Origin of the sequence: Pseudarthrobacter sp. NIBRBAC000502771, from assembly GCF_006517215.1 — a bacterium.
GTDB classification, from domain to species: domain Bacteria; phylum Actinomycetota; class Actinomycetes; order Actinomycetales; family Micrococcaceae; genus Arthrobacter; species Arthrobacter niigatensis.
The window spans coordinates 3,547,603-3,568,934 of record NZ_CP041187.1 but is presented as its reverse complement, the minus strand read 5'-3'; the positions used below and the strand labels follow the sequence as shown (position 1 = coordinate 3,568,934).

The window sequence follows — 21,332 nt, the reverse complement described above, 5'->3', positions numbered from 1 at the left end:
CCGCCCAGCCGGTGGAATATCGCTCATAACATTTCCCTTCTACAGTTCTGATGCTTGCTGAAATCAACCCGGTCTTCGGCGCCCGGTACTGTCACGCGCACGGCTTGTGCCCGGCTACCTGATCTGGTCCGCCGGCAGGGCACTGTAGGCCGGGACGGAACCCGAATGTCGGGTATGTGGCGGATGGGGTCCTGAAGACGCGGAGCCTCCGGTGCCGCGCCAAGAGGGTCTCCTCCCTGCCCGCGAGCCTGAAAGCCACACTCCAGCGCAACCAAGCGCCTTGGGAACTGCTCCCGATGTGGAGTGGGCCTGGTTGTTGTAAGGAGAGTTGTGTCCCGGATTCAGACTGTCAGCAGTGGGGACGTTGGCGTGAATTTGCCGCAACGGTCCCGGGGCTGCGCCGGGAGAGCCTTTTTTATCTCCGGCTAATTGTTTATGTCCGGCTGATACAGAAGTCACCGGGCGACGGCGCAGCACCTAGATACACATAGTGGGGGCGCTCGTCATCAGTCCTGGGCGCGGCCTGGGTGTCAAACGCTGCAGAAGGTGGCTGCGCCGACAATGAAGTCTTGGCTGCTGAGAGGACGCAGCTCGAGCCAGTGTGTGACATGTTGGGGCAATCAGCGGCAGTGATGCAGGAAGACCGGCCGCCGGCTTTGCCCTCACCACCAGCCGAAACGGGGGAGTGAGCACTCTCGGCGGCGGCGGCGATGTTTGGGCCCCCCGACACCGAGGTATTGGCCGCCGTGGCATGAGCGCCGGCCAATATGTGCAGAGCCAACATAGCGGCAGCGACGGACAGAAGAACGGTCACCAAGCCCGCCCGCCGGAGAGACGACGCGACGGGGCCGATTCGGGCCACAGTCATAGGGTCCTCCTTCCGCAAAAGCACTGGCACGTATAAGAGTAGCGGCAGGCGCCGAAAGTGCCGTGCACTTCGGGCACCTGCCGGTACAACTAGGTGTATTGACCTGAGAGGTTGATGACGCGGCTGGCCGGTGTCTTACCTTTGAGTGCAGTGTGGGCTCGATGGTGATTGTAAGCATGGAGCCAGTCGGGGAAAGCAGCAACTCGCTCGGCTTCTGAGCGGTAGGGGCGGATGTAGGCCCATTCCTCAAGCATGGTGCGGTTGAACCGTTCGACTTTGCCGTTGGTTTGTGGTCTGTAGGGGCGGGTGCGTTTGTGTTTGATATTCGGACCCAGCGCTTCGGCGAAAGCATGGGACCGGTAGCAGTTCCCGTTGTCAGTCAGAACACGTTGGACGGTAACTCCGTGTTCTTTGAACCAGGCGTTTGCCCGCACCCAGAAGCCTGCTGCCGTTTCCTTGGTTTCGTCAGTGAGGATCTCGGTGTAAGCCAGTCGTGAGTGGTCATCCACGGCATTGTGGAGGTAGTGGTAGCCGGGCCGGCGGTTGGCCTTGGTGCCGGTCTTGTTCTTCCAGCCAGCGGTCCTGCCCACGACTCGATGTCCGCCGCCATCGGGGATCCGGCCCAGCTTCTTGATGTCCACGTGGACCAAATCCCCCGGCCTGTCGTGTTCATAACGGCGGATCACTCGTCCTGTGCCGCGATCGAGCCAGGTTAGTTTCGCCAGCCGGTAGCGGGACAGTACCCGGTGGACGGTCGAGGGGTGCAGACCCAGCAGATAGCCGATCCTGGCAGGGCCCCACCGGCGGTTCACACGCACGGCAATGATCCTCCGTTCGGTACGCGTAGCAGTCCTGCGGGGCGAGGAATGTGGCCGACTCGAACGGTCCACCATTCCTTCGGGTCCCTCCTGGCGGTAGCGCTTCGCCCAACGTTCAGCAGTCGGGACCGAAACCTGAAACCGCTCCGCGGCACGGCGCAGGCTCCAGCACTGATCAACAACACACTGCGCGAGCTGTAACCGGCCACGAGGAGTGAGGAAAGCATTAGGGTGGGACACGAAGACCTCCGTGTGTGGAAAAAGGACTCTAGACAAGCCCCACTCCACCCGGAGGTCTTCTTCATGTCACCAAACCACGCCGGGCGTCACTAACGTCTGTGGTCAATACAACTAGGTGGCTCAATGGGCTGCTCCGCGGTGTCGGAGGTTGGGAAGGGCCGGGTTCCGGGAACCCTTTCGCGCCGAGGTCTGCTGCCCGGCCTGCCACTGTTCGGTTGCGGCCAGACCAGTGCCTCGGCCTCTGAGACCCATCCTGACCTGAAACGCGCCTGTCCCGGGCGTCCTCTAGAGTGTAGAGATGCGCCTGCTGCACAGAATTACCTCCCAGGCCGGGCGCTTCGGCTGGTTCGGCATCTCGGCGGCGGCTGCAGGTGTTTTCCTTACGGCGTGCTCCCAGGTAGTGGACGTAAAACTCTGCGAAGGACGCGGCAAACCCGGCATGCGCGCCGATGATGGTGGCTCTGCCCAATTCTGTCGGGGACGCGACGTCGGGCAAGACCAACAGCCAAGCCACAGCCGCATGGGGAGATCCCTCCCGGTTGATCCTCCGTTGCGGCGTCAACGTCCCTGGCCCCACCACGGACAGGTGCGTTAGCGTCAACGGGATCGATTGGCTGATCAAGGAAGGGGATACGGTGTGGACACCGCTGCAGCAGTGGGCAAACCGAGGCTTCACCGGAGCACGCACGGGCAGGACACGATCTCAGTCAAACGTTCCACCGCACCCCGAGACCTCCCCGTCCCGCTGGCGCTGTGGGGAGATCTGGCGGACTCCCTGCTGCGAACCAGGAACAGGGCCGGCTCGGCTTTTGCATCCCATTTCAGCTACATGCCTAAATGGCGCGGCTCCCGCGTCGTTGATGTGTCAGGACAACACCCATGAGCAAGAAGTACATGACCATCTCGTCGGTTGCCGTTGCCGCCGCTATCGCCCTGACCGGTTGCTCAGCTGACTCCGGCAGCAGCATGCCCGGGATGAACCACGGCGGTGACGGTCCCGTGCCGTCATCAACTTCCCCGGCGGCTGCCAGCTCCCCGACCGCAACGGACCCGGCCGATGTCGCGGGGACCGGTTCAGACCGCCGAATAATGAGAATGCCCCCCTGACGGTGGGCATCGCCGGGGCGTTGCCCACTGTGGCCGGAGGAATCTTTTACTTGGCGCAGCGTCGGTCCCGGAACTCGGGCCACCAAGGCCGTTCCAGACGAGGGTGACAGGTGCAGCAGGTGCCCCGCCTTGCGTAGATCCTACTGGCTTCCCCAGCAACAGACGGGCTCCGGTTGACGCCCAGGAGCTCCATCCACCACCACCTCGACGGATCCGACACTGGCTCGAAGCTGCGCTCCATACATTGTCAGCTACGCCCAGACCGGGTGATCCCGGATTGGAACCAGCTGGTGGAAAACACCTTCAATACTGCCGGCATCCCTGTGGGAGACACGGGCCCGATGTTCAGAATTACGCCACCCCGATTTCCAGCCAGTCTGGCCAGCTCGGGACCTATATCGGCAACAGCCAGGTCCTCGGCTCCGGTCTGAAGGGAATAACGAAACCGCGGTTCACCCGCTACCTGAATGACCGCCAAGGGCGCCGTCACTATCGTCCGCGCCGGAAAATGACAGCCCTTGGCAGCCCGCCTAAGGCTGGCGATGGAGACGGTCGCGTCCCGGGAATCCCCGCGGTGTCCTTTATAGTCCCAGCCTGTCGAGGAGGGCGTCCTCTTCGTCATCGGAAGTGTTGCGTTTGCGGGCTTTGTCCTCCCGGCGGACCCGTAAAGCCGGGTCGTGGGAGCCGCTCTGCCTCTGGTCCTCGTGTTCCTCCTTGGCAATACGGGCCTGTTGGCGGGCCGCGTGCCCGAACCCAACGAAGGCAAGTATTCCAAAGGTGAGCCATTGCATCGCGTACGAAAGGTTCGATCCTTCCTGAACAGCCGGCATGGAGAGCTGTTGCGGCGAAACGTCGGGCGCAGGCGACTCGGAGGCCATCAGCCCGTAACTGCCGGTCAACAGTGGGTACTCCAACTGCTTGGCATAGACAGGCAGGGCGATACTCGGCAATTGACCCTCAGGCGCCGTCCTACCCTCAAGCGCCTGCTCGGACGGTTTGATCCGGATTATAACCTCAACATTTCCCGCTGGTGGAGATGGGACAACATCGGGGTACCCAGACCTTAAGTTGCCGATGGGTAACCAGCCCCTGTCCACTATCACCGTGTCGCCCGTGCCGAGTCGGAAGGGAACAAGAATCTCATAACCGGGCGCGGAATTGTTTGGCCGGTTCCTGACAATCCGCTGATCCTGGGGCAGATATCGACCACTAAGCGTCACCGTTGTCCATTTAATTTCCGGATCAGACACCGAAAAATACTGTTCCACCTGCTCGAACGGCACAGGAGGTTTTACGTAGTTTTGCTGGACGCGCCGGATTTCAGCAACCGCCTGGTTGCGCCGATCCATCTGCCATTTGCTCAACCCTGCGCAGGCCGCCGCGACAACAACGGCAAGGACCAGGAAGCTCAGCCAGCGCCTTGTCAGCAGGAACCGGTAGTTCAAGGCGACCTCCTCTGGAGACGTGGGGGCTCAATCAATCCCTGGGTGGCGGGTTGTTTGAGGAACCGCATACGCGGTATCAGGCGTGGCAGGTTTGGGGTAAGGCGCAGGAATGCCGAGAACACCCATCCAGCGTAACCGTGCTGAAGGAAATCCTTTGCCTGCTCTCAGACGGGACGGCGCTCCCCAATTGACGTGACCAGAGGCCCCCGCTTGAAGATTGAGACTTCGGGAAGCACGCCCGCGCAACTTCGGATGACGTTGCGGCAGGCATAAGCGGCCGTCGAATGCGACAGTTCCTGGCCGCCATGCTCCTCGATGAGCCTGGCAAGTATGGCTGTAACAGGTTTGGATGGCCTCGGTATGACTAATCAATATCCGGCTGTGTCCTTGATCAGGGAGCCGGCAGAGACCGTTTCCGCAGGGTATCTGTCGGAGGACGAACGGATCACGATTGCGGACCGCTACCGCGGCGGGCACAGTCTTTGCTTAAACGTGCAGGAGCTGGGCAGGGCGCCGTCGACGTTGAGCCGGGAACCGCCGAAACCGGCACCAATGCGGCAGTTACCGCCACACCATGCGCAGAAGCTGGCCCGCACCCGCCGTCAACGCCCCGGGCAGGGCAAGATCGCCGGGAGACCCGAACTGCGGGAATTCATCCAGAAGCACTTGAACAAGTGGTGGAGTCCGGCTTGATCTGCCGCAGGATCAAGGCCCTTTTCCCTGACCGGCCTGAGCTGCATCTGGTGCACGAGACCACCTAGGAGGCCCTGTATCGAGCGGGCGCACCGGCGGTGGGTTCGGTCAACCGATGGACGAGCAAGCCCTATCTGTCCCGCGGGTATGCGCCTGCACCGGTCAACAACGCACTGATCCGCGCGAACAACTCCACCTTGACTCCGGCCAGACCAGCCCTCCGCCGTATCCATCGACTGATGAATCCAAAGTTGAAGCTGGGGCGATATAACCGTCACAAGTGCCCGTCGAGTCATAACGTGGGGCCAGAATGACCGTCCTACCGGCGCCACAAACCTGTCACAGCCAACGGGGATTCAGGTCCCGACTGTCCTTGGAAGCACCCTTGTTGGGCCATCCTCACCTACCAGCGGTAGAGTTCTCCATGACGCCCTTGTTAGGCGTCATGGAGAACTCTAGATTGCAAGCGTCCACCGTAGCCGTTGGTCCTTTGGGACGGGATTTGGAGCAGTGGCAGGCAAGCAAGGAAAACATGATTAATCGGGACGAAAACCTCCAGTTCTCCTGTTTCTGGCCCTCAGGCCGGCATGCCGCTGTCGTCCAGACGGCTGGTCCTGGTTGCTGCTGCATGCATCCTCGTCGGAATTTTGGCGGGGCGGTTCCTGTTCGCAGGGCTGATTTTGGCGGCAGCGGGAATGGCTGTACTCGCGGTCGCTTTGTCGTATGGAACTGGCAGCTGCCGGTTCTCCCCGGTGACTTGGGTTGTCTGCGTCGCCGGGGCTGTGTGGACTGCAGCGACTGCCGGGTACTGGCTGTCAGTGACTACAGCTGCCGACACTGCACGAGAGGTTCCTGCTATTGCGTCGCCGCTGTTCGACACTGGCGCGGCCAGTCTCGTCATCATGGCCGGAGGAGTAGTGACCGCAGCCGTTCTACGGACAGTGAGGGGACGGAGGCTTTCGTGATACCGGCGTTGTCATCCTTGTCGTGGAGGAGCTGCGGCGACGAGCCGGCGCTTGACATATCGATCGAAGGCCACGGACGTCCCCCGAATCGGGCCGCGAAAGATTTCCCATGCGGGGTTAGCTCCTGATGGCTCAGGGACAAGGGCGCCCCCATGCCGGGCACGGCTCATCATCTACTGTGACGGGCTCCCGCTGGCAGGCCAACCGGTTACTCCTGGTGATCCTGGCTCCGCTGGCACTGCTGACGTTAGTGGCCATGATCTGGATGTGGCCATCAGGCAGCAGGGAAGGCATCGCCCTCAACAACCCTTATTCCGGCGCCCCCGGGGCCACGTTCGAGAGCGGCAGAATTCAGCGGGTTCTGCACGAAGGTTGCGTTCAGGCAGGAAACCAGGGCAGTCAGGTCCAGGCGGACACGGAGTGCGTCTTTGCATTTACCGAACCGGACAAGGGCGGCACGCCTGTGAAAGTGATCATTAATCCTGATGTGGCAAAGTCCCATGGTGTCAAAGCGGGGGACAACATCACCTACGTTGACCTGTCGGCTTCCCCTGGCGTGGCTTCCAGCCCTGCGGCTCCGCGCTACATTTTCGTGGACTTTGTCCGCACGGTTCCTGTTCTGCTGCTGGCCATGCTCTACGCCGTCGTGGTGGTCACCGTGGCACGTTGGCGCGGGCTGCGTGCGCTTATGGGCCTCGTCGGGGCGTTTGCGGTTCTGGCAGCATTCATACTGCCCGGCCTGGCAGAAGGGAAACCCCCGGTGCTGCTGGCCCTTGTGGGATCTACCGTGATCATGATGGGCATGCTGTACTTCGCCCACGGGTTTTCCGCGCGCACGTCCACAGCTCTGCTTGGCACTGTGTTCGGGCTCGGCATCATCGCGCTGCTGGCCGCATGGTCAACGGATGCTGCGAACCTGTGGGGAAAAGCAGGTTTTGAAGCCTCAACCCTGTCCAGCATCTCCAGCAACATCTCGATCTCGGCGATCATCCTGTGCGGGCTGATCATCTCGGGGCTCGGGGTGCTGAACGACGTCACCATCGCGCAGTCATCCGCCGTGTGGGAACTCTACGAGCTTGCTCCGGAAACGACGGCGCACGACCTCTTCACGTCCGCCATGCGCATCGGCCGCGACCACATCGCCTCGACGGTTTACACCATTGCCTTCGCCTATGCCGGAGCCGCGCTGCCTGTCCTGATCATTGTGATGCTCTATGGCCGGCCGTTAGGGGAAGTGCTGACCAGTGCCGAGACCTCGGAGGAAGTGGTTCGCACGCTGGTTGGCTCTGTGGGTTTGGTCCTTGCGATCCCTGTCACCACCCTCATCGCCGTCCTGGTCGTCAAGGCAGAGGGCGCACGAACTCGGCCCGGCCGGCCCACGTCGTCAGGCATAACCGTGCCCCGGGACCGACCACCATTTTGGCCGGACAGTGCTCTGTGAGCAGCGGGGCGCGCAAAGAACAGCCGCCCCGCTGCTGGCTGGGTTTACTTAGCCAAGCGCGGCGAGGAGCTCATTGCATGCTGTCTCGCAGCGCTGGCAGGCGTCGGCGCAGATCCGGCAATGCTCGTGCATGCTGGCATGCTGTTCGCATTCGTCGGCGCAGGCTTTGCATGCTGTGGCGCACGCCTGGAGTACGGCGCGGGTGATGTTGGCGTCGTAGCCGGTGTGGCGGGAGAGGATGTTTCCCGTCGTGGCGCAGAGGTCGGCGCAGTCCAGATCTGTGCGGATGCACTTGACCAGTTCAGCGACCATGTCCTCGCTGAGACAGGCATCCGCGCACGCGGTACAGGCTTGGGAGCAGTCATAACAGGCTGCGATGCATTCGGCGAGTTTATGCTGGTCAATACCGCTCAGGTCCTTGGGGTAGGAGTCCAGGAGCTTGTGGGTTGTTCCATGTGTCATTTTTCTCTCCTTATCGTGTGGTTACGCTGACTGTGGTGCGTGCTGCAGTGCCGCGTGGTGGTGGCGGCCTCCGCGGTGTATGGGCTGTATCTTCTCCTGTCTCTATGGTGTTGGGACTGCTGTCCGTGACGGGCGGATGGACGGAATGAAGGCGCTGGGCCTACCGGGGCATGGCTTGCGCGTGAATTTTCAGGGCGCGGTCTTTGGCTTGTCGGGACGTTTCGGCTTGACGTGTCCTTCCGGCATGGCGGTACAGATCCTGGGCCCAGTCAAATTCCGCTGCGGCGGCCGCGTAGAGACCTTCGTCGAAAAGGCGCCTTCCTATCTGATGGCGCACGAGAGCTTCCCTGGTTCTGGTATGGGCCAGCCGGAGCGCTTCTTCGTGAAGCCGCGCGGCCTGCCTCCATTGGTAGGTCCTTTGGTAGGCATGGGCCAGGACAAGTAGAGCGTTGAAAGGATCCTCGGAGGTTTCCAGGAGCCCACGGCCTTCGGTGATCGCTTCATCCCCGCGGCCCAGCAGGGTGAGGAGCCAGACCCGTTCCACGGTTGTGCAGTCCGCGAGCCGCGACTCCATGGCGGCCCGGTCCACAACGACGTCCAGCAGCGTCCCTTGATCGGTACGCCACATTTTCTTCTCAGTTTCCATCAGTATCCATTCATTCCTGCTGTCCGAAAACGACTTCCTGGGTGAGCCGCCGACCATCCCCATGGGAACGGGCCATCAACAACGTTCCTTCCCGGACCGTGCAAGCTTTGCCGAGAGCCCACTTGGTTCCCCGCCTGGTCTCATTGAGCCTGCGCGCTGACGATCAGGGATTTGAGGGTGCCCTGGTTGGCCAGGCCAAGGATCCTGCTGGTGAGTATGACAGTCTGAGCGGAGCCCACTAGGACGGCCCGAACGGTACCCACCAGCCGGACATGCCGAACCTAATGACGGCTTGAATGGTACCCACCTGTGAACGTTGATCCATCCAGTGTTGGATCGACGACGGGAGGGCCGGGATGGGGTCAAGAGTGGAGTTGTTCGCGCAGATTCGGAGGGATGCCCGGGTGGAGGGCGCGTCAATCCGGGAGCTTGCCCGCAGGCACCAGGTGGCGCGGAAAACCGTGCGTAAGGCGTTAAGTTCCCCGGTCCCGCCAGAGCGTAAAACTCCTGTACGGTCCTCGCCGCGGCTTGATCCTTATAAACCGACGATCGACGCCATGCTCGTCGAGGACACGACGGCGCCGAGGAAGCAGCGTCACACTGCCCGGAGGATTCTTGCCCGGCTCATCGAGGAGCATGGAGCGGACGAGTTGTCGTATTCGACGGTGCGTGACTACGTTCGGGTCCGCCGGGCGCAGATCGATGTGGAGGCCGGCCGCCGGGTTGAGGTATTTGTTCCTCAGGAGCACGCCCCGGGCGCGGAAGCGGAAGTGGACTTCGGTGAAGTCTGGATCGTGCTGGACGGGGTAAAGACGAAATGCCACATGTTCATCTTCCGGCTTTCTCACTCCGGCAAAGCCATCCACCGGATTTACCCCACCCAGGCCCAGGAAGCGTTTCTGGAAGGCCACGTCGAGGCGTTCAACGAGATCGGCGGCGTGCCGGTCAAACATATCCGCTATGACAACCTCACCAGTGCCGTCAGGGCCGTGGTGTTCGGTCAGGGGCGGAACCGCCTGGAGAATGACCGGTGGGTGTTGTTTCGCTCGTTCTATGGATTTGATGCCTTTTATTGCCAGCCAGGTCTTGCCGGCGCTCACGAGAAAGGCGGGGTCGAGGGCGAGGTGGGCTGGTTCCGCCGCAACCGGCTGACCCCGATGCCCGTGGCGAGGTCCCTTGATGAGCTCAACGACTGGATCCGGAGCCGGGAGGTTCAGACGATCAGCGGCGGATTGATGGCAGGATCCGCACTATCGGCCAGGACTTCGCCGCCGAGCGCCCGTTCCTGGCACCGTTGCCGGCCGACGAGTTCGATCCCGGTCTGGTGTTGAACCCGAGAGTGGACCGGTCCTCAATGATCACCGTGCGGATGGTGAAGTACTCGGTGCCAGCACGGTTCATCGGTCGGCGGGTCCGGGTTTCATTGCGGGCATCCGAAGTTGTGGTGTTCGACGGCCGCGCGGTGGCGGCCCGGCACCAGCGGATTATTGCCAAGGGCGGGCAGTCGGTCCAGTTGGACCATTATCTGGAGGTCCTCAAGACCAAGCCCGGCGCTTTGCCTGGTTCCACTGCTTTGGCCAGGGCGCGGGAGTCGGGTGCTTTCACCAGCGCCCATGACGCCTTCTGGTCTGCCTCGCGCAGGGTCAACGGTGATGCCGCGGGGACCCGTGAACTGATTGACGTCCTGCTGCTGCACCGATCGATGGAAGCCGAAGACATCGAGGCAGGGATCACCGCAGCCCTTGGAGTAGGTGCCGTCAGTGCCGACGTCGTGGCGGTTGAAGGCCGCCGACATGCCTCCAGCATCCCTGCTGGTGGGTCCCGTCCTGACCGTCATCGCGGTGCTCATGCTGAAGCGAAAGTGCAACGAGTTGTCAGCCTGACCCAGCGCCGGCTGATGGACCCGGCGGCGGTCATCGCCGGGCTCCCTCCAGACAAGCGGCCGCTCCCGGCGATCAGCGCCTATGACGAGCTGCTGGCCAAACGCACCGAACACTCCGCAGGAACCGCGTCGAAGGAAAACATCTCATGAGCCCCACCGCACCGGCCACCACCATCACCCCAACCCTGCGACGGCGCCGCGGTCTGACTGAGCAGGCCGCGGTCGCGGCCGTGGACCAAGCATGCCGCCGATTGCGCCTGCCCACCATCCGGGCGGTTCTGGACGAAGCTCTGACCGTCGCGGGGAAGGAACAACTCTCTTACCAAGGCTTCCTGGCCGAGCTGCTGCTGGCCGAATGCGATGACCGGGACCGTCGCTCCTCAATCCGACGCGTCAAAGCCGCGAACTTTCCCCGGGATAAATGGCTCGGTGATTTCGATTTCGACGCGAACACGAACATCAACCCCGCTACCATCCATACCCTCGCTACCGGCGAATGGATTCGAAAAGGTGCACCGCTATGCCTGATCGGGGACTCCGGAACCGGCAAATCCCACCTGCTTATCGGGCTGGGCACCGCCGCGGCGGAGAAGGGATACCGGGTCAAATACACTTTGGCCACCCGGCTCGTGAACGAACTCGTCGAAGCCGCCGACGACAAAGTCCTCGCCAAGACCATCGCCAGATACGGCCGAGTGGACCTGCTCTGCATTGACGAGCTCGGCTATATGGAACTGGACCGGCGCGGCGCCGAACTCCTCTTCCAGGTCCTCACCGAACGCGAAGAGAAGAACTCCATCGCCATCGCTTCCAACGAGTCGTTCTCCGGCTGGACCAAGACATTCACCGACCCGCGCCTCTGCGCCGCGATCGTTGACCGGCTGACGTTCAACGGCACCATCATCGAAACCGGCACCGATTCCTACCGCCTCGCCCACAGCCTGACAAGGAACGCGCACTAAAAGGTAGCCGCGGCCGCCCGCCCCACGAACACATAGGTTGTCGTTGACCACTTCATGCCGCGCAACAGGACAGTTTGGAGACGTCAGTAGTGAAGGACTGGGCTGCTATCTTGATGCCTTCGGCCATGGTCAGATAGGGGCTCCAGAGATTCGCGACCTGATCAACGGTCATCCCGGCCTCCAGAATGTAAATCCCTGCGGCGGCGATGTCCCCGGCGTCCTTACCCACGACAGTGATCCCTACAATCCGACCCGTGTCCGCGTCGGCAACGATCTTGATGAAGCCGCGGGTATCACGGTTCACCAGCGCGCGAGGGATAAATTTGAGCGGCATAACCCGGCACATGCACCGGATCCCTGCCTGGTTCGCTTCCTTGTCCGTCATCCCGACAGCGGCCAGGGCAGGGCTGGTAAACGTGACCCGGGGCAGGTGCCGGTAATCGACCTCACGCCCGGCACCCTCAAAGGCGTTCTCCACCATCAGGGCCCCGTGCGCGGCGGCGACATAAACGAACTCCGGGTGACCCGTCACATCACCCGCGGCCCAGATCCTCGGATTAGTACTGCGAAGGCTCCCGTCGACCAGGACTTCCCCGCGGTCCCCGGTTTCAACGCCGACCATGCAAAGGTTCAAATCCTCCGTGACCGGGCGCCGGCCTGTTGCCATGAGCAGGCGCGCGGCCCTGAATTCCTCGTTTCCTCCTGAGACGGAAGCATCCACGACCACGTCCCCCGACACCTCATCGGTCCGGACCGAGGACGCTGTCGCTCGACGGACGACCCGGATGCCCTCATCGGCGAAGACACCGGCGAGGGCATGCCCGGCTTCAGGCTCTTCGGCCGAGGCGAGCTTGGACCGGACCAGGATGGTCACCTCCGTGCCGAGCCGGGCGAAAAGCTGCGCCTGCTCCAGCGCCACATACCCGCCGCCCACCACCAGCATCGAAGCGGGAACGTCCTGCAGCTCCATCGCACTCGTGGACGTCAGATAATCCACCTCGTCCATTCCCGGCACTTCAGGGATCCAGGGGGTGGAGCCGGTCGCGACCAGGTAGTGTTCCGCGCTGACTGTCTCGGTGGTTCCGCCCGGGGCGGTGATGTTCAAAACCGGTGCGGCTGCGGTTCCGGCGAACACCGCCGTCCCCCGCTGCAGGTTCCATCCATAGCCCGCGGCGAGATCCACATACTTCTCTGACCGCATGGATTCGACCAGTGAGCGCTTCCCGGCGACCAGTTCGGGCATATCCACCGGCTCTGCGGAGGTGCTGATACCGGGGAACCGTCCGGAAGCATCGAGGGCGACATGGCGGGCTTCCGCGGCGGCCAGCAGGGCCTTGGACGGGATGCAGCCCGTGTTCACGCACGTGCCTCCCACAGTGCTGCGCTCCACCATCAACACCCGCTTGCCACGGCTGGTTGCCCGGATGGCCGCAGCGAAAGCAGCCCCGCCGGAACCGATAATGGCCAGGTCATAATCGAAAGATGCTGCCGACACGAGGGACTCCTGAAGATGGAAGGGAAGCAGCCGCCAGCACACCTGTTGCTCAACCGACCGCCATGTGCAGCCTTCAACCGAAGACCAGCTCTGCATCCCATTCTCAACCTTCCCCTACACTGGAATGTCAAGGAATCGCCGTCCTGGCCGCCTGCTAAGAAATGAGTTCATGATGCGTATCGGTGAGGCCGCGGCAGCGGCAGGGATGACAACCAAGACGCTGCGTTTCTACGAGGACAGCGGGCTTCTCCCGGCAGCGAAAAGATCCTCTAACGGCTACCGGGACTACCATGACGACTCCGTGGCCAGGCTCGAATTCATCCGCCGCGGACGGGCCGCAGGCCTCGCCCTGACCCAAATACGCGAAATTCTTAGCCTCCGTGACGCCGGAGAAGCCCCCTGCGCCCACGTCCAAGACCTTCTCTCCAACCAGCTGGCCGAACTGGACCACCAGATTTCTGAACTAATGGCGCTGCGATCCATCGTCGCCGGCCTTCACGCCACTGCCGCGTCCGGGACCGACGCAAGCTGCGATCCCGAACAAATCTGCAGCTACCTCTGACGCACTACTCCGCCAGACGCCAGCTTCCAACAACCGGGACCCCGGGTATCGTCCCAACCCGCGGCAGTGTTTTCACAGACCCAGAAACCACGCCAAGAACCCCTAGACACCCTCACAACATCATCCCCGGACGTCCGACGGGTGGGTACCGTTCGGGCCGTCCTAGTGGGCTCCGATCACGTTGACACAATCAGCTGGCGACCCGTCCCCGTTTGTCTAGGACAAGGGTGGAGGGTACGGCCTGCGGCGGGACGTATTGCGCCATGGCGAGCAGGATCCCGCCGTTCTTATCCTCCATGCTCGGATAGGTGATGCCGAACGTCCGCTCAAAGGCGGTGGCGGTTTGTTCCTCGTCTCTGATGTTGACGCCGTAGAACCGGACTCCGTCACGTTGAAACTGCTCCCAGAGGGCCTCCAGGCGCGGGGCTTCGAGCCGGCAGGGCGCACAGGCGGCGTACCAGAAATTAAGTACGACGACCTGGCCTGCCCAGTCCGCTGAGCTGACGGCAGTCCCGTCGTAGAGCTTGCCGGTCAATACCACCGGCGGGGTCCGCTGCGAGGGGGCATATTCGGTGACGGAACCGTCACCGGCGATGTAGTTCTTGTTGTCGCCCGCCTTCGCTTGTTGGGCAAGGGCGTCATTGGAACCGCATCCTGCGAGGACTGTGATGCTCGCTGCCCCCATGAGGGCAGCGGAAATCAGCCTTCGCCGTGAAAGGACAGGGGCTTTCCCCTGATCAGACTGAGGGGGGAGAGGGGGTGTGAAATCGTGCACGGTCATCCCTTGCTGTTCTGGGTGATGGCCCGGACGACATTCATCCAAGAGCCGTCCGGGCGCCTTTTATAAGGGCTGCAAATCTTGGGAGTGGTCCTTCGAGGAGGGGCTTGCCCGGTGTGACTGTCGGCGCCGGCCAGTATGCGGGGAGCGTCGATGCTCGGGCGCCATCCTGGAAAAAGTGATGCTGCCTCCGGCATCACGACGGCCCCTGGGGAACGTTCGGCCCGTTCAAATGTTCGCGGTTGAGCGCCTCGAGCTGCTCGTCGGTGAGGCTGTCGTAGGAGCTCGCTTCATTCCGGTCACTGCGGGCGAACCGGACGAACATGAGGATGATGAGGGGCACGTCGACTATTTCCGCCAGGAACCACAGCAGGTCACCGGCGAGCTGTTGGTCCCGGAGCGGTCCCGGGAGCCAGCCCGGATGCCCGGTGAGGCCCTGCGTGGCGCCGTCCAGGATCTGCGGGCTGATCCGCATCATGATCCCGGGCACGGCGTCCGCGACCAGTTCAATGAACACGTAGATGAATTCGACGATGATCAGTGCGCTGACGGTCTTCGACGAGGCATCTTCGATGATGGGCACGACCATCAGCATCCCGGTCAGCGGCACGAGAATGGTCAGAACCACGTCCCAGAACGGGTCGGTCCGCAGGGGGTGGAACAGGGGCGTCAGGAAAAGGGTGAAGATTCCCAGGCCCAGCAGCGCGGCGACGACGGTGTTGCTCAGCGCCCGCATCACAGCGTGTGCCAGAAATCGGTCCAGCCTTGCCGTACCGGCGGGTCCGAGGGTTGCCCTGGCCAGGGTCAGGGGTTTGCCCGCAGTAACGAGCAACGGGACGATGAACAGGTATGAGGTGATTTTCAGGGTAAAGACCCAGCGCAGGTCGTGGCCGTACACCCCGGTAAATCCGAAGCTCAGCACGGCAAAGCTGCCCAGGCCCAAGGCGTAGAACGTCGCGGTGCGCCGCCACGGCCACCGGACCAATCGTTGCCGGGCGGCCCGGAGGCCGCGGGCGTAGAGCAGTGCGGCCGTGGTCAGTAGGGCCAGGGCTGGCCAGTTTATCGTCCAGGAGGTCAGGACTACATCCAGGGGCGGCATGCCGGTGCTATTTCGTCTCGGCGCGTCCGGCCATGACAGCACCGGCAAGCAGCAGTAAAGCGCCGGTGGGGTAGCCGATGAAGATGTCCTCCATGGTGCTCGGTCCCTGCCCTGTGGGTGCGAGGTGGGCTATCCAGTGGGCGATGGCCACGAGGGCGCCGAGGGCCATGAGGACCTGCCCGGTGCGGACCAGCCGCCGGTGCCGCCGATAGCGTGACTGGTAATCGTTCTGCTGTTTTGGTTTGCGGTAGTTTTTCATGATGGTCCTTAGTGGGGCGGGTCAGCCGTTGGTTCCGCCGGTGCAGGCGGCGCCGGGTTCGGGTGCATTCGGCGATTGCGCGTAGGCGCGGATGAATACGGGGATACGGGTGTCGTCGGCTGCCGTGGGTTCGAGCTGGGTTCCCCATGCCGTCGCCTTAACCGCGGCTGTTTGGTTCGGGTCCGGGCTGAGGAGTACGTACGGTTTGTCCCGGACGAGGCCTGTGAGTGTTGCGATGTCGTCGGCGGCAAGGTCGGGCTTGTAGGTCAGCCACACGGCGCCATGCTCCAGCGAATGGACGGCGTTTTGTTCGTTGATGGGGGTGGTGTAGATGCCGCAGTTCGTCCAGATCGGGGCGTGGTCTCCTCCAACGCCGGGTTCCTGGGGATAATCCACGGATGTTTGGACGTGGTTGCGGGACAGGTCGGTGAACGTCTGGATGCCTTCGATGGGTTTGCGGGCTTCTTCGGCGGCCCGGTTGCGTTCCTGGACGGAACCCGTCACCGTGATGGCGACAACGGTGATGATGGCGGTCAGCAGGAGGCCAAAGCCGCCGTAGACCAGCAGGTTCCATCTGCGTTGCTTTGCATTCTGTTTCGCGCGGATCGAGGCGACGATCGCCTGGTGTTCACTGCGTCGCTTGGCCGCGTTGCTCATACCGGTGTTCCTTTGCCTTGAATGTCGGAAGTGGGCTGGGCCGCGCTGCCCTGGTCGTGCTCGACTGCCGAGCGCGGCCGGCGCCTGCGGACCTGGAAGAGCACCAGCCCGCCGAGGAACACCAGCGCCGCGGCCCAGGTGTTAACCCGCAGCCCCAGGATGGTGTTGGCGGGATCGGAACGGAGCAGTTCGAACACGAACCTGCCGGCGGTGTAGAGCATGATGTAGACCGCGAACACCGACCCGGCGCCCAGTGAATACTTACGGTCCAGGAACATCAGCAACGACGCCGCTGCCAGGCACCACAGCGATTCGTAGAGGAAGGTCGGCTGGAAGTAACCGATGATTTCTGCGCTGCCGTCGGGTCCGGTCAGCGCCTGTCCGGTGGCCTGGTCCATCGCATGGATCCGGAGTTTCCACGGCAGGTCGGTGGCCTGGCCGTAGAGTTCGTTGTTGAACCAGTTGCCCCAGCGTCCCAGCCCCTGGGCGATCAGCAGTCCCGGGGCGGCAGCGTCGACGAATGCGGTGAAGGGGACCCCGGCACGGTGGGCACCGATCGCGGCTCCGACGAGTCCAAGAGCGACCGCTCCCCAGATGCCCAGGCCGCCCTCCCAGATCCTGAGCGCACCCCAGGGGTCTCTTCCCGGGGCGAAGTAGAGCTGGTTGTCGGTGATGACGTGGTACAGCCTTCCCCCGACAATGCCGAACGGTACCGCCCAGGCCACGACGTCCAGGGTCTGGGCCGTGGTGCCGCCCCGGGCGCGCAGGCGCCGTGCGGTCAGCCAGGCTCCGAAGACAATGCCGGCGAGGATGGCCAGGGCGTAGAAGCGTATCGTCAACGGCCCGAGTTGGAAGGCGCTGACCGTGGGGGAGGGAAAGAACAGTTCCATGGTGGCACGGGTGCTCATGGCAGGGGCCCTCACTTGGTGTAGGAGAAGACGGCCATCATGCCGCGTTCTGCGTGATAGGCGTTATGGCAATGGGTGAGCCACTGTCCCGGGTTGTCGGCGTCGAAGATCACCGTGACGGTCTGCCGGGGCCGGACGATGATGGTGTCTTTGCGTGCCCCGCCGTCGGTGACCTGGAAGGTGTGGCCGTGCAGGTGCATGGGGTGCCACATGTCAGTGTCGTTGATGAATTTCACTTCAACCCGTTCGCCTGCCTTGATATCGAAGGTGTTGCCGTACGGGTTGTTCATGTCGAAACGTTTTCCGTTGATGCCCCAGTCGTAGTTCATCATGCTTCCCGTGAGGTGGACGTCGTGGGTCCGGTCGGGGGTTTTGTCCGCCAGCGTGACTTTCGGATCGGCCTTGAGCTGGCCTCCGTCGACGACCGTGCCGTCCAGTTTGTTCGGGAGTACGGCGGGTAGGGGCTTCTTGCCGGTGCCGGTGCTGATGAACCCGAGCGCCTGGCCGGTCTTGCCCTCGGCCAGCGCCATGACGGGGGTATAGCCCTCCCGAATGGTGAGGAGCGCATCGATGCGTTCGCCCATGCCAAGGACCACGGCGTCAACGTCCTGCTGTTGGACCGGGAACCCGTCGGCGTGGGTGAGGGTGATTTTCTGTCCCGGGATCCCGACCCGGTAGGCGGTGTCCCCGGCGGCGTTGATGATCCTTAACCGGATGACATCCCCCGCGGTCGCGTTCAGGGTCTCGGCCTCGTCGGGCGCTTTGGAGTTGAACAGGTGGTACGGGTACTTGACGTCCCCGGCGTCACCGCCCAAAAAGTCGCTGCGGGAACCCATCAGCATATGGCTCATGCCCGATGATCCCTGTCCGGCCGAGGGGGAGGGGGTCGATCCCATTGACCCGGACATGGAGCCGTGGTCCATTCCGGGCATGGAACCGGACATGGACATGCCGCCGGAGAGTTCTTTCACGACCTCGTCAGGGGTGCCGGTGATGCCGTCCAGCCAGTCGTCGAGCAGGATGACCCAGTCCCGGTCATACACGAGTTCCTCGGCCGGGTCCTCGATCACCAGGGCACCATACAGGGCGCGTTCGCGTTGCATCTCCACGTGGGAGTGGTACCAGTAGGTGCCCGGGTGGGGAAGCCGGAAATCGTAGGTGAACGAGCCCCCTGCGGCCACGGGGTCCTGGGTCAGGCCCGCGACCCCGTCCATGTCATTGCGGAGGGCAAGTCCATGCCAGTGGATGCTGGTGGGATCCTTGAGCCCGTTGGCCAGGTCGACCTTCAACTGGTCCCCGACCTTCGCGCGGATGGCGGGCCCGGCCAGTGCGCCGTTGTACCCCCAGGTGATGATCGTCTTGGCTGCTACCGCGGCAGTGAGGGAAGCCGCTTGCAGGGGTTGGGTGACGGTGTTCCCGGAAGAGGGGCGCGCGGCTTCATGGTCGGCGACGGCTGGGTCGGAGGCCGTCATGCGTTGCGCCGCCACGGTGCTGGGTTTGGTGCTGGCAGTGCATGCGGCCAGGGCTGCGGCCGCGGCGGTGGCGACCGATAGGCCCAGGAAGCGGCGCCGGTCCAGATGGTGATTCATAGCGACTCCTTGCTAAAACGGTGCTTGAGGCTCCGCATGTGTCAGATGGGGGTAAGGAAGGTCCCGGAGAGGTTTTGCAGCTGGTAGATCCAGCGGATCCAGACTCCCGTGACCATGAGAATGCCCAGAACGATGAGCAGGGCGGCGCCGGCGATGTTGACGGCCCGGATGTGTTGACGGACGAAGGTCAGCGCGTTACTGACCCAGCCCAGCCCCAGTGCGGTGAGGGCAAAGGGAATGCCCAGTCCCAGGCAGTAGGCAAAGGCCAGCAGCGCGCCGCGCCCGGCGCTGCCGGTGGTGACGCTGAGCGACAGGACAGCGCTCAGGGTCGGTCCCATGCAGGGGGTCCAGCCGAGGCCGAAGACGACGCCGAGCAGCGGCGCCCCGGCCAGGCCCGTCCGCCTTTCGAGGTTGATTTTGCGGGTTTGCTGCAGCCAGGGCATCAGCCCCAGCAGTGCCAGCCCCATCAGAATCACTACAATGCCCATGCCGCGCATGAGTGCGTCCTGCCAGCGCAGCAGCCAGGAGCCGATCGCACCGAATGCCGCGCCGTAGAGGGTGAAGACCGCCGCGAATCCGAGCACGAATAGCCCCACGCCTGCCAGGACGCGGCGGCGGTTTTTCGGTTGGGTGGGGTCGGTCAGGCCGGAGACGAAACCGAGGTAGCCGGGTACCAGGGGGAGGATGCAGGGGGAGAGGAAAGATACCAGGCCCGCGGTCATCGCCAGCGGGATGGCGATCAGCAGCGCACCGGAGGTAACGGTGGAGGCAAAAAACCCGCCGATGTCCATCAGCGTCAGGCGGCGTCTGCAGGGCGGAAGGTTGCCCCGCCGTCGGTGGATACGACGAGCCCGCTCATCGTGGCGGCCCAGATCCACGGGGTGCCCCCGGATCCCTCGGATGCGGCGACGGCCTGGACACTGCCGTCAATCTTTCCGGTGCTCCTCCAGGTAAGGCCCCCGTCCACGGAAAGATAGACGCTGCCGTCCGGGGTGACCCCGGCCGCTTCCGCGGCGCTGGCGAAAGCGGCGAACTGGATAACCGGCGCTCCCTGGATCATGGTCCAGGTGGTCCCGGCGTCGGAGGACCGTCGGAGGCCCTCAGGAGTCGTTGCCAGCACGGTGTCGCTGTAGGGGTTGCCGGCCAGGACGGCGGGGGTGAACCCGGCAGACGATGTCTTCCACGTCGAGCCATCGGTGCTGGTGCGCATGGTTCCGTCAAAGCCGACGAGTCCGGACTTGGTTGTGGTCAGCGTATGGAAGTCCGATTCCCCTTGCCGGGAGACCTGTGCCCAGGTCTTTCCCCCGTCATTGCTCTTGAGTAGTCCCAGAGGGTTGGGCATTGTTGAGTCTTTGCCTGGATGGCCGGAGGCGTAAAAGACGCCCTCGTCCATGGCGGTCGTGAAACCCATCAGGTCGTTGCTTGGTCCGATTTTGACACCCGTGTTTTTAGAGATGTCGAAGAGCCCTTCATGGGTCGCCAGCAGTATCTGCCCGGTTTCGGAGTTCACGCTCAGCCCGTGGACGTGGGAGCTGGGCCGCCCTGCTGCAGCCGGGGACGCGGCATCGGGTGTGGCTGTGCCAGGGGAGCAGGCGGACAGGGTCAACAGCAGGGCAGCGGCCGTGGCGAGAGCGGCGGCCGGGCGGCGATGGCGAAAAAAGTGCAGGGGCACGGGAAACTCCAGAGGATGGACCGGCCAACCGGGCGGACCAGGGTAACCGGGAAGGGTGACAGGGGAGGTGCCGGCCCCCCAGGGGGAAGAGAGCCGGCACCCGTTCAGGCGCTGGCTACAGGGTGGCCAGCAGGTCCTTCATTTCCTGGATCTCGGCTTCCTGGGCGTTGACGATGTCCTTGCTGAGCTGGACCGCATCGGTGTTCTTGCCGTCGGTAGTTTCTGCCCTGGCCATCGTGACGGCGCCTTCGTGGTGGGCGATCATCTGGGTCAGGAACACTTTGGCCGCCTCAACGCCCTGCGCGGCCTCGAGCTTGGCCATGTCGTCTCCGCCCATCATTCCGGGCATGGCGTGGTTCGATGCCATGTCAGTCGCTGCGGCGGTGGGCTGGCCCCAGCTCTGAAGCCAGCCGGTCATCTTTTCGATTTCCGGTCCCTGGGCGGCTTTGACTTTGGTGGCCAGGTCGGTCACTGCGGCAGGGATACCCTGCTTCTTGAGCATCATGTCGCTCATGGTGACGGCCTGGGCGTGGTGGGGAATCATCATCTGCGCGAACATCGTGTCCGCGTCGTTGAAGGCAGCCGCAGCCGCAGCTGAGCTTGCGGGGGCCGCGGTGGATGACATCATCCCGGAACTGCCGTGGTCCATGCCTGGCATGCTGCTTCCGTTCGAGCTCCCCGTTCCGGAGCCGGCCGAGCATCCGGCGAGGGCGATGGCTGCGGCGATGGCGGCAGCCGAAATGGTCAGGGTCTTCTTCATGAAAATCAGGGTCCTCAAAGTATC

Annotated in this window: 18 protein-coding genes and 2 pseudogenes; 6 read left to right on the top strand and 14 right to left on the bottom strand. The window is 63.3% G+C overall.

Annotation, left to right across the window (positions count from 1 at the left end):
* Positions 1 to 957: 957 nt before the first annotated feature.
* Positions 958 to 1,926 carry an IS481 family transposase gene (locus tag NIBR502771_RS16645; protein ID WP_141159458.1) on the bottom strand — a complete coding sequence of 323 codons (969 nt, stop codon included), beginning with the start codon at positions 1,924 to 1,926 and terminating at the stop codon, positions 958 to 960.
* 298 nt (positions 1,927 to 2,224) lie between these two features.
* Between NIBR502771_RS16645 and NIBR502771_RS21025 the strand changes: the two are divergent.
* Positions 2,225 to 2,570 (top strand): annotated as a pseudogene (locus NIBR502771_RS21025) (DUF3515 domain-containing protein); the annotation flags it as partial.
* Between the two features lie 1,044 nt (positions 2,571 to 3,614).
* On the opposite strand, the gene NIBR502771_RS16635 reads toward NIBR502771_RS21025, so the two are convergent.
* Positions 3,615 to 4,478: an SURF1 family protein gene (locus tag NIBR502771_RS16635; RefSeq protein ID WP_141160712.1), complete on the bottom strand. Its 864-nt coding sequence runs from the start codon at positions 4,476 to 4,478 to the stop codon at positions 3,615 to 3,617.
* A gap of 315 nt (positions 4,479 to 4,793) precedes the next feature.
* On the opposite strand from NIBR502771_RS16635, the gene NIBR502771_RS21285 reads away from it, so the two are divergent.
* Both NIBR502771_RS21285 and NIBR502771_RS16630 read left to right on the top strand, forming a co-directional pair.
* Positions 4,794 to 5,171 carry a helix-turn-helix domain-containing protein gene (locus NIBR502771_RS21285; protein ID WP_347886666.1) on the top strand — a complete coding sequence of 126 codons (378 nt, stop codon included), beginning with the start codon at positions 4,794 to 4,796 and terminating at the stop codon, positions 5,169 to 5,171.
* A gap of 1,092 nt (positions 5,172 to 6,263) precedes the next feature.
* Positions 6,264 to 7,577 carry a YibE/F family protein gene (locus NIBR502771_RS16630; protein ID WP_109045794.1) on the top strand — a complete coding sequence of 438 codons (1,314 nt, stop codon included), beginning with the start codon at positions 6,264 to 6,266 and terminating at the stop codon, positions 7,575 to 7,577.
* A gap of 48 nt (positions 7,578 to 7,625) precedes the next feature.
* On the opposite strand, the gene NIBR502771_RS16625 is transcribed toward NIBR502771_RS16630, so the two are convergent.
* Positions 7,626 to 8,039 (bottom strand): four-helix bundle copper-binding protein, encoded by a 414-nt coding sequence (locus NIBR502771_RS16625; protein ID WP_109045793.1) that lies wholly within the window; start codon positions 8,037 to 8,039, stop codon positions 7,626 to 7,628.
* Positions 8,040 to 8,199: 160 nt separating this feature from the next.
* A complete protein-coding gene (locus tag NIBR502771_RS16620; RefSeq protein WP_240617792.1) occupies positions 8,200 to 8,748 on the bottom strand; it encodes a hypothetical protein in 549 nt (182 codons plus the stop codon).
* Positions 8,749 to 9,041: 293 nt separating this feature from the next.
* Here NIBR502771_RS16620 and istA point away from each other — a divergent pair.
* Positions 9,042 to 10,717: pseudogene (gene istA / locus NIBR502771_RS16615) on the top strand (IS21 family transposase).
* Complete coding sequence (istB, locus tag NIBR502771_RS16610; RefSeq protein ID WP_011691635.1) at positions 10,714 to 11,529, top strand: IS21-like element helper ATPase IstB; 816 nt, start codon at positions 10,714 to 10,716, stop codon at positions 11,527 to 11,529. Before istA ends, istB begins: the two are co-directional and overlap by 4 nt.
* A 52-nt stretch (positions 11,530 to 11,581) precedes the next feature.
* On the opposite strand, the gene merA is transcribed toward istB, so the two are convergent.
* Positions 11,582 to 13,024, bottom strand: coding sequence for a mercury(II) reductase (gene merA, locus NIBR502771_RS16605; RefSeq protein ID WP_141160711.1), 1,443 nt, complete (start codon positions 13,022 to 13,024; stop codon positions 11,582 to 11,584).
* A gap of 172 nt (positions 13,025 to 13,196) precedes the next feature.
* Between merA and NIBR502771_RS16600 the strand changes: the two genes are divergently transcribed.
* On the top strand, positions 13,197 to 13,586 hold the full coding sequence (locus NIBR502771_RS16600) for a heavy metal-responsive transcriptional regulator (RefSeq protein WP_031216440.1): 390 nt from the start codon (positions 13,197 to 13,199) through the stop codon (positions 13,584 to 13,586).
* A 190-nt stretch (positions 13,587 to 13,776) separates the two neighbouring features.
* Here the strand turns inward: NIBR502771_RS16600 and NIBR502771_RS16595 are convergent, their stop codons facing one another.
* From NIBR502771_RS16595 to NIBR502771_RS16555, 9 genes are all read right to left on the bottom strand, one after another.
* A complete protein-coding gene (locus NIBR502771_RS16595; protein WP_246839711.1) occupies positions 13,777 to 14,271 on the bottom strand; it encodes a TlpA disulfide reductase family protein in 495 nt (164 codons plus the stop codon).
* A gap of 289 nt (positions 14,272 to 14,560) precedes the next feature.
* Entirely contained in the window at positions 14,561 to 15,463 is a 903-nt protein-coding gene (locus tag NIBR502771_RS16590) for a cytochrome c oxidase assembly protein (RefSeq protein ID WP_141160709.1), read from the bottom strand.
* 7 nt (positions 15,464 to 15,470) lie between these two features.
* Positions 15,471 to 15,722 (bottom strand): hypothetical protein, encoded by a 252-nt coding sequence (locus NIBR502771_RS16585; protein ID WP_141160708.1) that lies wholly within the window; start codon positions 15,720 to 15,722, stop codon positions 15,471 to 15,473.
* A gap of 21 nt (positions 15,723 to 15,743) precedes the next feature.
* A complete protein-coding gene (locus tag NIBR502771_RS16580; RefSeq protein WP_141160707.1) occupies positions 15,744 to 16,379 on the bottom strand; it encodes a DUF3105 domain-containing protein in 636 nt (211 codons plus the stop codon).
* On the bottom strand, positions 16,376 to 17,287 hold the full coding sequence (lgt, locus tag NIBR502771_RS16575) for a prolipoprotein diacylglyceryl transferase (RefSeq protein WP_141160706.1): 912 nt from the start codon (positions 17,285 to 17,287) through the stop codon (positions 16,376 to 16,378). The genes NIBR502771_RS16580 and lgt overlap by 4 nt, the downstream gene beginning before the upstream one ends.
* An 11-nt stretch (positions 17,288 to 17,298) precedes the next feature.
* Positions 17,299 to 18,876: a multicopper oxidase family protein gene (locus NIBR502771_RS16570; RefSeq protein ID WP_141160705.1), complete on the bottom strand. Its 1,578-nt coding sequence runs from the start codon at positions 18,874 to 18,876 to the stop codon at positions 17,299 to 17,301.
* A gap of 41 nt (positions 18,877 to 18,917) precedes the next feature.
* Entirely contained in the window at positions 18,918 to 19,667 is a 750-nt protein-coding gene (locus tag NIBR502771_RS16565; protein ID WP_141160704.1) for a cytochrome c biogenesis CcdA family protein, read from the bottom strand.
* Positions 19,668 to 19,672: 5 nt separating this feature from the next.
* Positions 19,673 to 20,548 (bottom strand): F510_1955 family glycosylhydrolase, encoded by an 876-nt coding sequence (locus NIBR502771_RS16560; protein ID WP_246839710.1) that lies wholly within the window; start codon positions 20,546 to 20,548, stop codon positions 19,673 to 19,675.
* Positions 20,549 to 20,663: 115 nt separating this feature from the next.
* Positions 20,664 to 21,308 carry a DUF305 domain-containing protein gene (locus tag NIBR502771_RS16555; protein ID WP_141160703.1) on the bottom strand — a complete coding sequence of 215 codons (645 nt, stop codon included), beginning with the start codon at positions 21,306 to 21,308 and terminating at the stop codon, positions 20,664 to 20,666.
* Positions 21,309 to 21,332: the final 24 nt, after the last annotated feature.

Excerpts from the sequence above, each read along its gene's own strand:
- NIBR502771_RS16580 (WP_141160707.1), bottom strand. The coding sequence starts at position 16,379 with ATGAGCAACGCGGCCAAGCGACGCAGTGAACACCAGGCGATCGTCGCC.
- NIBR502771_RS16570 (WP_141160705.1), bottom strand. The coding sequence starts at position 18,876 with ATGAATCACCATCTGGACCGGCGCCGCTTCCTGGGCCTATCGGTCGCC.
- NIBR502771_RS16600 (WP_031216440.1), top strand. The coding sequence starts at position 13,197 with ATGCGTATCGGTGAGGCCGCGGCAGCGGCAGGGATGACAACCAAGACG.
- NIBR502771_RS16585 (WP_141160708.1), bottom strand. The coding sequence starts at position 15,722 with ATGAAAAACTACCGCAAACCAAAACAGCAGAACGATTACCAGTCACGC.
- NIBR502771_RS16555 (WP_141160703.1), bottom strand. The coding sequence starts at position 21,308 with ATGAAGAAGACCCTGACCATTTCGGCTGCCGCCATCGCCGCAGCCATC.
- NIBR502771_RS16630 (WP_109045794.1), top strand. The coding sequence starts at position 6,264 with ATGGCTCAGGGACAAGGGCGCCCCCATGCCGGGCACGGCTCATCATCT.
- NIBR502771_RS16565 (WP_141160704.1), bottom strand. The coding sequence starts at position 19,667 with ATGGACATCGGCGGGTTTTTTGCCTCCACCGTTACCTCCGGTGCGCTG.
- istB (WP_011691635.1), top strand. The coding sequence starts at position 10,714 with ATGAGCCCCACCGCACCGGCCACCACCATCACCCCAACCCTGCGACGG.
- NIBR502771_RS16595 (WP_246839711.1), bottom strand. The coding sequence starts at position 14,271 with ATGGGGGCAGCGAGCATCACAGTCCTCGCAGGATGCGGTTCCAATGAC.
- NIBR502771_RS21285 (WP_347886666.1), top strand. The coding sequence starts at position 4,794 with ATGAGCCTGGCAAGTATGGCTGTAACAGGTTTGGATGGCCTCGGTATG.
- NIBR502771_RS16620 (WP_240617792.1), bottom strand. The coding sequence starts at position 8,748 with ATGGGGATGGTCGGCGGCTCACCCAGGAAGTCGTTTTCGGACAGCAGG.
- NIBR502771_RS16590 (WP_141160709.1), bottom strand. The coding sequence starts at position 15,463 with ATGCCGCCCCTGGATGTAGTCCTGACCTCCTGGACGATAAACTGGCCA.
- lgt (WP_141160706.1), bottom strand. The coding sequence starts at position 17,287 with ATGAGCACCCGTGCCACCATGGAACTGTTCTTTCCCTCCCCCACGGTC.
- NIBR502771_RS16625 (WP_109045793.1), bottom strand. The coding sequence starts at position 8,039 with ATGACACATGGAACAACCCACAAGCTCCTGGACTCCTACCCCAAGGAC.